Here is a 12,725-nt window from a genome sequence, read left to right as displayed (position 1 = left end):
GGGCCCGGCGCTACTGCCCCGCCGTGCCGATCACCAGCCACATCAGGGCGGCGCCCGCGATCGTGCACAGGAGCGTGGTGCGCGCCGGGTGGTGGTGGCTGGCCTCGGGCAGGATCTCCGCGGCCGCGATGTACAGCAGAACGCCGCCGAAGAACCCGAGGTAGCAGGCGAGGGCCTGCGCCGGGATGGTGAACAGCAGCGTCGACGCGGCGCCCACCACCGGCGCGAGCGCGTCCGCGCCGACCATCGCGAGTGCCTTGCGACGGGCGTTCCCGTAGGCGCGCGTGATCGTGTACGTGTTGAAGCCGTCGGCGAAGTCGTGCGTGATCACGGCGAGCGCGACGGTGTACCCCATGGTGCTGCTCACCTGGAACGAGGCGCCGATCGCGACGCCGTCCGCGACGCTGTGCCCGACCATCGCGGAGGCGGCGCCGAGGCCGACCTGGGGCACCTGCTCCTCGCCCTCCTGCGCCCCGTGCGCGGCCTGGCGCATCGCGAGCAGCCGCTCGACGACGTGGGCGACGAGGAAGCCCGCGACGAACAGGAGCAGCGCGGCGGGCACTCCGTAGATCTCGTTTCCGGCGCCGTGCAGGGCTTCCGGGAGCAGGTCGAAGCCGACCACGCCGAGCATCAGGCCGCCGGCGAATCCGAGCACCAAGTGGCGCCGGTCGGTGACGTGGTGGGCGGTCCAGCCGCCGACGAGTGTCATCACGAACGAGCCAAGGGCGACGAGGACGGCCATGGTCCCTTGCTAGCGGATCGGCACGGGCCGCGCACGCCCGGGACCGGCTGAGCCGCACCTTCCGACCCGTCCGATACCGCTCCCGTACCTCCGTACGACCGAACCGCGTACGAACCCGTACGACCGATCTCCGTACGACCCACGCTGCATCCCCGAGAGGACCCCAGTCATGCCCGAAGCAACCACCGGCAAGGTGACCTTCGTCGGTGCCGGGCCCGGCGCCGCCGATCTGCTCACGTTCCGCGCCGCGCGCGCCATCGCGGACGCCGATGTCGTCATCTGGGCGGCCAGTCTGGTGCAGGAGGAGGTCCTCGACCACGCGCGCGAGGGCGCGGAGATCCTGGACTCGGCGACGATGTCGCTGGAGGACGTCGTCGCCGTGTACGAGCGGGCGCACCGCGACGGTCTGCGGGTCGCGCGCATCCACTCCGGCGACCCGGCGCTGTGGGGCGGCACGCAGGAGCAGGTCGACCGGTGCGCGCGGCTCGGCATCGCGACGGAGGTGATCCCGGGTGTCTCGTCGTTCTCGGCGGTGGCCGCGCTCGCGCAGCGCGAGCTGACGATCCCCGAGGTCGCGCAGTCCGTGATCCTGACGCGGCTCGGCGGCGGCAAGACGCCGATGCCTCCGGGTGAGGAGGTGCGGGAGTTCGCGCGGCACGGCACGACGATGGCGCTGTTCCTTTCGGCTGCGCGCAGCGGCCAGTTGGTGCGTGAGCTTCTGGAGGGCGGCTACCCGACGTCGACGCCGGTCGTCGTCGCGTACCAGGCGACCTGGCCGGAGGAGCTGATCGTGAAGTGCACGATCAGCACGCTGGAGGAGACCGTGAAGCAGCACAAGCTGTGGAAGCACACGCTGTTCCTGGTCGGCCCGGCGCTGGACGCGGAGGGCACGCGTTCACACCTCTACCACCCGGGCCACTTCCACGGTTTCCGCAAGGCCGACCCCGAGGCGCGGGCGGCGCTGCGGGCCGGGAAATCCGCGCAGGCCCAGTCGTGATCACGGTCTTCGGTACGGGGACGGGGGCGCCGCTGTCCCCGGATCCTGCCCTGTCGTCCGCGGGCCTGGTGGTCGGCGGGCGGCGTCATCTCGACGCGGCCGAGGCGCTGCTGGCAGCCGGGGCGGAGCGGGTCGTGCTCGGGCCGCTGACTCCGGCGCTCGACGTCGTCGAGCGGTACACCGAGAAGGGACAGGACGTCGCGGTGCTCGCCTCCGGCGATCCCGGGTTCTTCGGGATCGTGCGGGCGCTCGCCGAGCGGTTCGGGCCCGCGGCGCTCGACGTGCGGCCGGGGGTGTCGTCCGTGGCGACGGCGTTCGCGCGCGTCGGCCTTCCATGGGACGACGCGGCGGTGGTCAGCGCGCACGGCCGTGACCTTCGGACCGCGGCCAACGTGTGCCGCGCGTACCCGAAGACCGCTGTGCTCACGGGTCCCGGCGCGGGCCCTGCCGAGCTGGGCGCCGAACTCGCGCACCGCGGCGCCGACCGCGTCCTCGTCGTCGCGTCCCGCCTCGGCGACCCCGAACACGAGAGCCTTGAGCGGGTCACGCCGTCGGAGGCCGCCGCCCGTGACTGGGGCGACGCGGTGAGCGTGGTCCTCTGCCTGGACGAGGAGCGGGTGCTCGCACCGGTGCGCACCCTCGCCGGTCCCGGCCGCCCGCCGGCCCGGTGGGCCCTGGACGAGAGCGAGTTCGCGCACCGCGACTCGATGATCACCAAGTTCGAGGTGCGGGCGCTCGCGCTCGCGCGGCTCGGGCCGCGCCCGGGCGACCTGGTGTGGGACATCGGGGCGGGGTCCGGCTCGGTCGCCGTGGAGTGCGCGCGGTTCGGCGCCGCGGCCGTGGCTGTCGAGAAGACCATGGACGGCGTGGCCCGGATCCGGGACAACGCCGCCGCCCACGGCGTCGACGTACGCGTCGTGCACGGTGCGGCGCCCACCGTCCTGTCCGATCTCGCCGACCCCGACGCGGTGTTCATCGGCGGGGGCGGGCGTGAGCTGACCGCGATCGTGACGGCGTGCGCGCGACGCACGCGGCGGTCCGTGGTGGTCGCGGTGGCGGCGGTGGACCGGGTGGGCGCGGTGCGGGACGCACTGGGCGCGGCCGGGTTCGTCAGTGACGGGGTGCTGCTGCAGTCGTCCCGGCTCGCGCCGCTGCCGGGCGACGTGTCGCGGCTCGCCGCGGCCAATCCGGTGTTCCTGGTGTGGGGCGTACGGCCCGATACGCAGAGCGCCACTTCCGTGGACTTCCTTGAACGAAGGAGTAGTTGAGTGATCGGCCTGATTTCCGCCACGGCGGCTGGGGCGGTGGCCCGCGACCGGCTCGCGTCGGCGTGGCCGTCGCGTACGCGGGTGTACGAGGGTTCCGTGGGGGACGCCGTGCGGCACGCGTTCTCGGAGTGCGAGCAGGTGGTGTGCTTCCTGGCGACGGGGGCCGTGGTCCGGCTCGTCGCGCCGCTGCTGCGGGACAAGCACGTGGACCCGGGCGTGGTGTGCGTCGACGAGGCCGGGCGCTTCGCGGTGTCGCTGCTCGGGGGACACGAGGGCGGGGCGAACGCGCTCGCGCGTGAGGTGGCCGCCGTCCTGGAGGCCGAGCCGGTGGTGACCACGGCGACGGACGCCGTGGACGTGCCCGGGCTCGACACGCTCGGCCTGCCCGTCGAGGGGGACGTCGCCGGGGTCACCCGGGCGGTCCTCGACGGTGAACCGGTCGCTCTGCACGCCGAGTTGGCGTACCCGCTGCCCGCGCTGCCGGGGAATGTCGCCGCGGACCGGGCGGCCGCGCACACGATCCGTGTCAGCGACCGCGCCGTGGAGCCCGCCGACCGCGAGGTCGTCTTGCGACCCCCGTCCCTCGTCGTGGGGGTCGGTGCCAGCAAGGGCGCGCCCGCGGACGAGGTGCTCGGGCTCGTGCGCGACACGCTGCGGGACGCGGGGCTCTCGCCGCTGTCCGTGGCGCGGCTCGCGACCGTCGACGCCAAGGCCGGTGAGCCGGGCATCGTCGAGGCCGCCGAGCAGTTGGGCGTGCCCGTCGTGACGTACGGCGCCGGGACGCTCGCCGCCGTAGCCGTGCCGAACCCGTCCGACGCGCCGCTCGACGCCGTCGGTACGCCCTCCGTGGCGGAGGCGGCCGCGCTGGTCGCCGGCGGTGAACTCCTCGTACCGAAGCGGAAGTCGGTGCGCGCCGACGGGAAGCCCGCGATGGCGACGTGCGCCGTCGTGCGCGCCGCGTCGCGCGGCCGGCTCGCCGTCGTCGGGCTCGGCCCCGGCGCCCGTGACCTCGTGACTCCGCGCGCCCGCGACGAGCTGCGCGCCGCGTCCGTCCTCGTCGGCCTCGATCAGTACGTCGACCAGATCCGGGACCTGCTGCGGCCCGGCACACGGATCCTGGAGTCCGGGCTCGGCGCCGAGGAGGCGCGGGCCCGCACGGCGGTCGCCGAGGCCCGCAAGGGGCAGGCCGTCGCGCTGATCGGCAGCGGGGACGCGGGCGTGTACGCGATGGCGTCGCCCGCGCTCGCCGAGGCGTCCGACGACATCGACGTGGTGGGCGTACCGGGCGTGACGGCCGCGCTCGCGGCGGCCGCGATCCTGGGCGCGCCGCTCGGCCACGACCATGTCTCGATCAGCCTGTCCGACCTGCACACGCCGTGGGAGGTCATCGAGCGCCGGGTGCGGGCCGCCGCGGAGGCGGACATCGTGGTCACGTTCTACAACCCGCGCAGCCGGGGCCGCGACTGGCAGCTGCCCAAGGCCCTCGGCATCCTCGCCGAGCACCGCGAGCCGGGCACGCCCGTGGGCGTGGTCCGCAACGCGTCCCGCGTCGACGAGTCGAGCCGGCTGACCACGCTCGGCGAACTCGACCCGGCCTGGGTCGACATGATGACCGTCGTGACCGTCGGCAACACGGCCACGCGGCGGATCGCGGGCCGCATGGTCACCCCGCGCGGCTACCGCTGGCAGCAGCCGGCCGCCACTGCCGCTTCCGGCTCTCCCGACACCACCACCGGCACCACCCGTAAGGAGTCCTCGTGACCACCCCGCCCGCTCTGCTCATCGCCGGACACGGCACCCGCGACGAGGCCGGCGCCGAAGCCTTCCGCGACTTCGTCAGGGAACTCGGCCGCCGCCGTCCCGACCTGCCCGTGGCGGGCGGCTTCATCGAGCTGTCGCCGCCGCCGCTGACGGAGGCGGTGGGCGAGCTCGTGGAGCGCGGGGTGCGCCGGTTCGCGGCAGTGCCGCTGATGCTGGTGTCGGCGGGGCACGCCAAGGGCGACATCCCGGCGGCGCTGGCCCGCGAGAAGGAGCGGCACCCGGGGATCTCGTACACGTACGGGCGTCCGCTGGGTCCGCACCCGTCGCTGCTCCAGGTGCTCGAGCGGCGTCTCGACGAGGCGCTGGGCGGCGGCGCCCGCACGCCGCAGGACCGGGCCGATGTGACGGTGCTGCTGGTGGGCCGCGGTTCGACGGACCCGGACGCCAACTCCGAGGTGCACAAGGCGGCGCGTCTGCTGTGGGAGGGCCGCGGTTACGCGGGCGTGGAGACGGCGTTCGTGTCGCTGGCCGCGCCGGACGTGCCGTCGGGCCTCGACCGGTGCGTCAAGCTCGGCGCGCGGCGCATCGTCGTCCTGCCGTACTTCCTGTTCACGGGGATCCTGCCGGACCGGGTGCGGCAGCAGACGGAGGGCTGGGCGTCGGCCCACCCGGACGTCGAGGTGCTCTCCGCCGACGTGATCGGCCCGGAGCCGGAGCTGGTCGACCTGGTCATGGAGCGGTACGAGGAGGCCGTCCGCGGCGATCTGCGGATGAACTGCGACACCTGCGTGTACCGGATCGCGCTGCCGGGGTTCGAGGACAAGGTGGGGCTCCCGCAGCAGCCGCACTTCCACCCGGACGACGACGGCGACCACCACGGCCACGCGCACTCGCACGGTCACGGCCACTCCCACTCGCATGCGCACTGACGACGGTCACGATCTGCGCCACCACGGCGACGCGGAGGTCCGCGGCACGGGCGCGGACCTCGTGGATCTCGCGGTGAACGTCCGCGCGGACACTCCCCCGGTGTGGCTGCGCGAGCACATCGCGAACTCGCTCGGCGGGCTCGCCGCGTATCCGGACGGGCGGGCGGCCCGCGAGGCGGTGGCCCGCCGGCACGGGCTTCCCGTGGAACGGGTGCTGCTCACGGCAGGAGCCGCGGAGGCGTTCGTGCTGCTCGCCCGCGCCCTGAAGGTCCGTCATGCGGTGGTCGTGCACCCGCAGTTCACGGAGCCGGAGGCGGCGCTGCGGGACGCGGGGCACGCCGTGGACCGGGTACTGCTGCGCGAGGAGGACGGCTTCCGGCTCGATCCGGCGGCTGTGCCCGAGGACGCGGACCTCGTGGTGATAGGCAATCCGACGAACCCGACGTCGGTCCTGCATCCGGCCGCGCTCATCGTTCAACTGGCCCGTCCTGGGCGGGTGTTGGTGGTGGACGAGGCGTTCATGGACGCGGTCCCCGGCGAGCGGGAGGCCCTCGCGGGCCGGAGCGACGTGCCGGGGCTCGTGGTACTGCGCAGCCTGACGAAGACGTGGGGGCTGGCGGGGCTGCGGATCGGCTACGTACTGGCGGAGCCGGACACCGTCGCGGAACTGGAGCGGGCCCAGCCGCTGTGGCCGGTGTCCACGCCGGCGCTGGCCGCGGCCGAGTCGTGTGTGTCGCCGCGCGCCCTTGCGGAGGCGGCGCACGCGGCGCACCGCATCGCGGCGGACCGGGCCCATCTGGTCGCGGGGCTCGCGGAGTTCGCGGCTGAGGGCGTGTCGGTGGCGGGTCCCGCGGAGGGTCCGTTCGTGCTGGTGCGGGCCCTCGGGGCGGCGGCGCTGCGCGCGCGGCTGCGGGAGCGGGGTTTCGCGGTGCGGCGCGGCGACACGTTCCCGGGCCTCGGCACGGACTGGCTGCGTCTCGCGGTGCGGGACAGGGCGACGACGGGCCGGTTCCTCCAGGCCCTCGACCAGGCGGTGACGAGCGCCTGACGGACACATGCGGGTGGACGGGAGTCCCCGACTCCCGCCCACCCGCTCCCCTCCGGTCCCCCCTCGGGCCCTCGGGTCAGGAGCGCCCGCGCCGGGCGACGGCGACAGCTCCGCCACCGGCGACCAGCAGCACGATGGCACCGCCCGCAATGTACGGCGTCATCGAGTTCCCCCCGGTCTCCGCGAGGTCCGCCTTGGCGGCGGGCTTGGCGATCGGCTCGGCGGCGCCGCCCTGCGGCTTCACGTCGTCGGCCGGCTTGGCCGGGGGCTTCTGCGCGGGCGCCGCCTTGGGCGTCTCGCAGGTCGCGCCCGCGAGGGTCACCGTGCCCTCCACCTCCGCCACGTTCAGCTTGAGCGGGTTGACGGACACCTTCAGTTCGAGCGCCGAGGCAGCGGCCGTACGGGATGTGGTGTGCGTCTTCGAGAGGTCGAGCCGGACCTCGCCCACACCCGGAACCTTCACCTCAGTAGTGCCTCCCGCCGAGAGGGTCACCTTCTTGCCGAGGACCGTGACGCCGCCCAGGACGTTCGACTCGGCGACGGGCCGCTTGCCCGTCTCGCAGACCGCTTTCGACGTGACCTGGCCGACCTCGATGAGCGAGAGCAGCGGCAGGCCCGGGATGTGGACCTTGGCGTGGGCGAGGTTGCTGTACCCCTCCGCCTTGTGGTCGCCGACGGTGGCCTTCGCCGTGGCCACGTCCGCCCGCAGGACGCTGAACGGCTGCCCGCCGTTGACACCGTCCAGCTTGACGGTGAGGGCGGTCTCCTGGGCACTGGCGGGGGCCTGCACCTCGTTGAGCGTGGCCGTGAGCGGGACGTTCACGGTCTTGTTGAGCAGGGAGACATCCAGGTCGGTGCGCAGGACGACGGCGCTGGACCTGCCGCCGTGTCCGCCCGTCGCGTGCGCGGTGCCCGCGGTCGCGAGCAGCGCCGGGGCGGCGGCCAGGGCCGTGGCGGCGGCTGACACGGCGAGGCGGCGTCCGGGCGTGCGGAAGGTGGTGCTGGGCATGCTGATGGGACCCCCACAAGAGAAATGGAGCCGTCGGCCCCGCCCCGCCATGGGGGACATCGCTGGGCGTGCGCCGTCGGCCTCGATGGAGGGAATCTTTACGCACCGAGAGTGAACGGGCAGCAACCTGACGTGAGTTCACTCCAAAGTGAGGTTTCCGAGCTGATCTTCGAATCTTTGAGCTCGAATGTTCGCCTGTTCCTCTGTTTTCCCTCTACTGCCCCTCTGCTGTCACCCGGTCGACCGGCGCGTGTCGAACACGCCGGTGGCCGCGCGGGCGCGCACGAGTGGTGTGCAACGAGCGGGCGGACCGCGGCGTCACGTTCCGTCAACCCGCGTCCGCCCGCGGCCGGTTCAGCCCACGATGCGGCCGCGCAGCACCACGCGCCGGGGCGCGGCGAGCACCCGTACGTCGGCGCGGGGGTCCGACTCGTAGACCACGAGGTCGGCCGAGGCGCCCTCCTCCAGGCCGGGGCGGCCGAGCCAGGCGCGGGCGCCCCACGCCGTCGCGGAGAGCGCGTCCACGGCCGGGAGTCCGGCCTTGAGCAGTTCGGCCACCTCCCCGGCGACCAGGCCGTGCGCGAGCGAACCGCCGGCGTCGGTGCCGACGTAGACCGGAACCCCCGCGTCGTACGCCGCTCGCACGGTGTCGTAGCGGCGCTCGTACAAGCGGTTCAGATGGGCGGACCAGCGGGGGAACTTGGTCTCGCCGGCCGCGGCGATCTCCGGGAACGTGGCGATGTTGACGAGGGTCGGGACGATCGCGACGCCGCGCTCGGCGAACAGCGGGATGGTGTCCTCGGTGAGGCCTGTCGCGTGCTCGATGCAGTCGATGCCCGCCTCGACGAGGTCGCGCAGCGAGTCCTCGGCGAAGCAGTGGGCGGTGACGCGGGCGCCGAGCCGGTGCGCCTCCGCGATGGCGGCCTCGACCTCCTCGCGGGGCCAGCACGCGGTCAGGTCGCCCGCGTCCCGGTCGATCCAGTCGCCGACCAGCTTCACCCAGCCGTCGCCGCGCTTCGCCTCCCGGGCCAAATAGGCGACCAGCTCGGGCGGTTCGATCTCGTGCGCGTAGTTGCGGATGTAGCGGCGGGTGCGGGCGATGTGCCGCCCGGCCCGGATGATCCTGGGCAGGTCCTCGCGGTCGTCGATCCAGCGGGTGTCCGAGGGGGAGCCCGCGTCGCGGATCAGGAGCGTGCCGGCCTCGCGGTCGGTCAGGGCCTGCTTCTCGGCGACGTCGGCGGGCACCGGGCCGTGCGCGTCCAGGCCTACATGGCAGTGCGCGTCGACGAGTCCGGGCATGGCCCACCCGTCGACGGTGGTGATGTCGAGGCCGGGCCCGGCCGGCCGGTCGTACGTCACCCGGCCGCCGACGACCCACAGCTCGTCCCGGACGTCGTCGGGCCCGACGAGCACCCGCCCCTTCACGTGCAGCACCGTGCGCTCACTCATGTCAGAAGCCTATGAGGCCGGTGGGTACGCTCGGAACGGCAGCCCGCCGTACGAACTCGTGAACGAAGATCACGGGCGACGTGAGCGAAGAGAGCGAAGAGAGCACGATCGTGACCCACCCTTTTCTTGACCTGGCCCCCCTGAGCGCCGAGCACTTCGCCTCCATCGAGCGGCGCGTGGCCGGGCTGCTCGACACCTCGCAGGACGTCGTGATCATGCAGGGCGAGGCGCTGCTTCCCCTCGAGGGCGCGATCCGCGGCACCGCCCGCCCCGGCACCGTGGCCCTGAACATCGTCACGGGCCCCTACGGCCAGACCTTCGGCGACTGGCTGCGGGACAGCGGGGCGAGGGTGTACGACCTGGCGGTCCCCTTCCACACCGCCGTGACGGCCGAGCAGGTGCGCGACGCGCTCGCCGAGCACCCCGAGACCGACTTCGTCTCGCTCGTGCACGCGGAGGCCGCGACGGGCAACACGAACCCGGTCGCCGAGATCGGCGAGGTGGTGCGGGAGCACGGCGCGCTGTTCTACCTGGACGCGGTCGCGTCGATCGCCGCCGAGCCGGTCCTTCCCGACGCCTGGGGCGTGGACCTGTGCGTGATCGGCGCGCAAAAGGCCATGGGCGGTCCGGCGGGCGTCTCCGCGGTGTCCGTCAGCGCGCGGGCGTGGGAGCGGATGGAGTCCAACCCGCAGGCGCCGCGCCACTCCTACCTGTCCCTGCTCGACTGGAAGCACCGCTGGATCGACGGCGAGCGCAAGGCGCTGCTGCACGCGCCGGCCCAGCTGGAGATGCTCGCCCTGGAGGCTTGCGTCGAGCGCATCGAGGCGGAGGGCCTCGACGCCCTGATGGCCCGTCACGCCCGCGCGGCCGCGGCCACGCGGGCGGGCGCACTCGCGCTGGGTGGCGGCATCGAGCCGTACGTGTACGAGGCGCGGGACGCGGCGCCGGTGGCGACGACGCTGCGCGCCCCGGCGGGGATCGACGCCTCGGAGCTGGTCGCGCGGGCGCTGGCGGTGGACCCGGTGCTGCCGCTGGTGGCCGGGGGCGGGGCACTCGCCAAGGAGATGATCCGCGTCAACCATTACGGCCCGCAGGCCACCCGGGGCGTCGTGCAGTCCTCGCTCGCGGCCCTCGGCGGTGCGCTCGCCGAGATGGAGGGGACCGGCGCGCCGGTGGACCTGGAGGGTGCGCGCAGGGCCGTCGCCGCGGCCTGGGTGTAGTAACCCCTGTAGTCCCGCGACTTCACAAAGTGAGACGCCGCCCCCTTCAATGGGGGTGGCGTCTTCTTTTGCTTTCCGAGTCAATTCTCGCACATTTCTCAGCACAGCTTCCCATATTCTTCTGCCCGCTTTCCGGGGACGTAAACACTAAGATTTCAACAAGGGGAAATGGCGTATTCCGGACGCGTCTCGCGCGAGTTTTGCGCTTGTGACGCACTCCACACCGGAGGTGATTTGCCCAATTCATCCCGACTAAATCGTCACATACCTCCGAGATTTCGCGTGCGCGCCCCCACCCGCGCGTAACACAGGGCGAGCATTTACGTAACCCTCTCCCGCGATGCAATCCCAGAACTTGCTCGGTAAATTGAATTCACATGACCGCGCAATTCCTGGAAATGCCCGAGAGCCTGCGGATCGACCGGCCCGAGGTGGCCGACGGAGCCGCAATCTGGCGCATCGCCCGCGACTCGAAGGTGCTCGACCTCAACTCCTCGTACAGCTATCTGCTGTGGTGCCGGGACTTCGCCGCCACGTCCGTCGTGGCGCGCGACTCCGCCGGCTCCGTCGCAGGGTTCATCACCGGGTACATCCGGCCGGAGAACCCGCGCACCCTCGTGGTGTGGCAGGTGGCCGTCGACCACGCGCACCGGGGGCGCGGTCTGGCCGGAGCACTGCTCGACGGGCTCTGGGCAAAGGTCGCCACCGACCGCGCCACGACCGTGCTCGAAACGACGATCTCGCCGGACAACACCGCTTCGCAGCGCCTGTTCGCCTCGTTCGCGCGCCGCAACGGCGCGGAGGTCGCGCAGACAGTGCTGTTCGACGCGGGCCTCTTCCCGGACGACGGGCACGAGCCCGAGGTGCTCCACCGCATCGGGCCGATCGTCTGACCCACGACCGACCCCCATCGCTTGTCTGCAGCGCAAGACCGCAGACCGCACGACCGCTTGACCCCTTCCACGCCATCCCCCACTCCCATCTCCCAGGAGATTCGCTGTGACCATCACCCAGCCGGACCTGAGCGTCTTCGAGACCCTTGAGTCGGAGGTGCGCAGCTACTGCCGCGGTTGGCCCACCGTCTTCGACCGGGCGCAGGGCAGCCGCATGTTCGACGAGGACGGGCACGAGTACCTCGACTTCTTCGCGGGCGCGGGATCGCTCAACTACGGGCACAACAACCCGGTCCTCAAACGCGCCCTGATCGACTACCTGGAGCGGGACGGCGTCACGCACGGGCTCGACATGTCGACGACGGCGAAGCGCGCCTTCCTGGAGTCGTTCCAGAACATCATCCTGCGCCCGCGTGACCTGCCGTACAAGGTCATGTTCCCGGGCCCGACGGGCACCAACGCCGTCGAGTCGGCGCTGAAGCTGGCCCGCAAGGTCAAGGGCCGCGAGTCGATCGTGTCGTTCACGAACGCCTTCCACGGCATGTCGCTCGGCTCCCTCGCGGTGACCGGCAACGCCTTCAAGCGCGCGGGCGCCGGCATCCCCCTGGTGCACGGCACCCCGATGCCGTTCGACAACTACCTCGACGGACAGACACCGGACTTCATCTGGTTCGAGCGCCTCCTGGAGGACTCCGGCTCGGGTCTGAACACGCCCGCCGCCGTGATCGTCGAGACGGTGCAGGGCGAGGGCGGCATCAACGTCGCCCGCGCGGAGTGGCTGCGCAAGCTGGCCGATGTCTGCGAGCGCTGGGACATGCTCCTGATCGTCGACGACATCCAGATGGGCTGCGGCCGCACCGGTGCGTTCTTCTCCTTCGAGGAGGCGGGCATCACACCGGACATCGTCACTGTTTCGAAGTCCATCAGCGGGTACGGGCTCCCCATGTCCCTGTGCCTGTTCAAGCCGGAGCTCGACGTCTGGGAGCCGGGCGAGCACAACGGCACGTTCCGCGGCAACAACCCCGCGTTCGTGACGGCCGCCGCCGCCCTTGAGGCGTACTGGACCGACGGCCCCGCCATGGAGAAGCAGACGCTCGCCCGCGGCCAGCAGATCGAGGAGGCCCTCGGCGCTCTTCGCGACGAGTTCCGCGACGCCACCGTCGAGTACCGCGGGCGCGGCCTGGTGTGGGGCCTGGAATTCCGCGACAAGGACCGGGCGAACAAGGTCGCCAAGCGCGCCTTCGAGCTCGGTCTGCTCATCGAGACCTCCGGCCCCGAGAGCGAGGTCGTCAAGCTGCTTCCGGCGCTGACGATCACGCCCGAGGAGCTGGAAGAGGGACTGCGCACGCTCACCCGGGCCGTGCGCGAGACCGCCTGACTTCCGCTCAAGCGGGCAGGCGCCCCCTCAC

Annotated in this window: 11 protein-coding genes; 8 read left to right on the top strand and 3 right to left on the bottom strand. The window is 72.7% G+C overall.

Features of this window, described 5'->3' with window-relative positions; genetic code table 11:
- Positions 1-10: 10 nt before the first annotated feature.
- The gene (locus OG456_RS28155; RefSeq protein WP_266565730.1) at positions 11-742 is read right to left on the bottom strand and encodes a ZIP family metal transporter; all 732 of its coding nucleotides are present in this window, start codon (positions 740-742) and stop codon (positions 11-13) included.
- A gap of 169 nt (positions 743-911) precedes the next feature.
- On the opposite strand from OG456_RS28155, the gene cobM reads away from it, so the two are divergent.
- The 5 genes from cobM to cobC are packed head-to-tail and all read left to right on the top strand — an operon-like array spanning position 912 to position 6,745.
- Positions 912-1,739, top strand: coding sequence for a precorrin-4 C(11)-methyltransferase (gene cobM, locus OG456_RS28150; RefSeq protein ID WP_266565728.1), 828 nt, complete (start codon positions 912-914; stop codon positions 1,737-1,739).
- Positions 1,736-3,007, top strand: coding sequence for a precorrin-6y C5,15-methyltransferase (decarboxylating) subunit CbiE (gene cbiE / locus OG456_RS28145; RefSeq protein ID WP_266565726.1), 1,272 nt, complete (start codon positions 1,736-1,738; stop codon positions 3,005-3,007). Before cobM ends, cbiE begins: the two co-directional genes overlap by 4 nt.
- Complete coding sequence (cobJ, locus tag OG456_RS28140) at positions 3,008-4,768, top strand: precorrin-3B C(17)-methyltransferase (RefSeq protein WP_266565724.1); 1,761 nt, start codon at positions 3,008-3,010, stop codon at positions 4,766-4,768. It abuts the gene before it with no gap.
- A complete protein-coding gene (locus OG456_RS28135; RefSeq protein WP_266565722.1) occupies positions 4,765-5,697 on the top strand; it encodes a sirohydrochlorin chelatase in 933 nt (310 codons plus the stop codon). Before cobJ ends, OG456_RS28135 begins: the two co-directional genes overlap by 4 nt.
- Positions 5,687-6,745 (top strand): Rv2231c family pyridoxal phosphate-dependent protein CobC, encoded by a 1,059-nt coding sequence (gene cobC, locus OG456_RS28130; RefSeq protein ID WP_266565720.1) that lies wholly within the window; start codon positions 5,687-5,689, stop codon positions 6,743-6,745. The genes OG456_RS28135 and cobC overlap by 11 nt, the downstream gene beginning before the upstream one ends.
- A 76-nt stretch (positions 6,746-6,821) precedes the next feature.
- On the opposite strand, the gene OG456_RS28125 is transcribed toward cobC, so the two are convergent.
- Positions 6,822-7,754, bottom strand: coding sequence for an SCO1860 family LAETG-anchored protein (locus OG456_RS28125; protein ID WP_266565718.1), 933 nt, complete (start codon positions 7,752-7,754; stop codon positions 6,822-6,824).
- Between the two features lie 354 nt (positions 7,755-8,108).
- The gene (locus tag OG456_RS28120) at positions 8,109-9,203 is read right to left on the bottom strand and encodes an amidohydrolase family protein (protein WP_266565716.1); all 1,095 of its coding nucleotides are present in this window, start codon (positions 9,201-9,203) and stop codon (positions 8,109-8,111) included.
- 110 nt (positions 9,204-9,313) lie between these two features.
- On the opposite strand from OG456_RS28120, the gene OG456_RS28115 reads away from it, so the two are divergent.
- The 3 genes from OG456_RS28115 to ectB all read left to right on the top strand — a co-directional run bounded on the left by OG456_RS28115 (position 9,314) and on the right by ectB (position 12,694).
- Entirely contained in the window at positions 9,314-10,423 is a 1,110-nt protein-coding gene (locus OG456_RS28115; protein WP_266569461.1) for an alanine--glyoxylate aminotransferase family protein, read from the top strand.
- A gap of 398 nt (positions 10,424-10,821) precedes the next feature.
- Positions 10,822-11,316 carry a diaminobutyrate acetyltransferase gene (gene ectA / locus OG456_RS28110; RefSeq protein ID WP_266569460.1) on the top strand — a complete coding sequence of 165 codons (495 nt, stop codon included), beginning with the start codon at positions 10,822-10,824 and terminating at the stop codon, positions 11,314-11,316.
- 106 nt (positions 11,317-11,422) lie between these two features.
- Positions 11,423-12,694: a diaminobutyrate--2-oxoglutarate transaminase gene (ectB, locus tag OG456_RS28105; RefSeq protein ID WP_266565714.1), complete on the top strand. Its 1,272-nt coding sequence runs from the start codon at positions 11,423-11,425 to the stop codon at positions 12,692-12,694.
- Positions 12,695-12,725 lie beyond the last annotated feature (31 nt).

This window comes from Streptomyces sp. NBC_01446, assembly GCF_026340095.1.
Lineage (GTDB): Bacteria > Actinomycetota > Actinomycetes > Streptomycetales > Streptomycetaceae > Streptomyces > Streptomyces aureus.
Note: the sequence above shows the minus strand (reverse complement) of the source record. Positions and strands in the feature narration are given on the sequence as shown.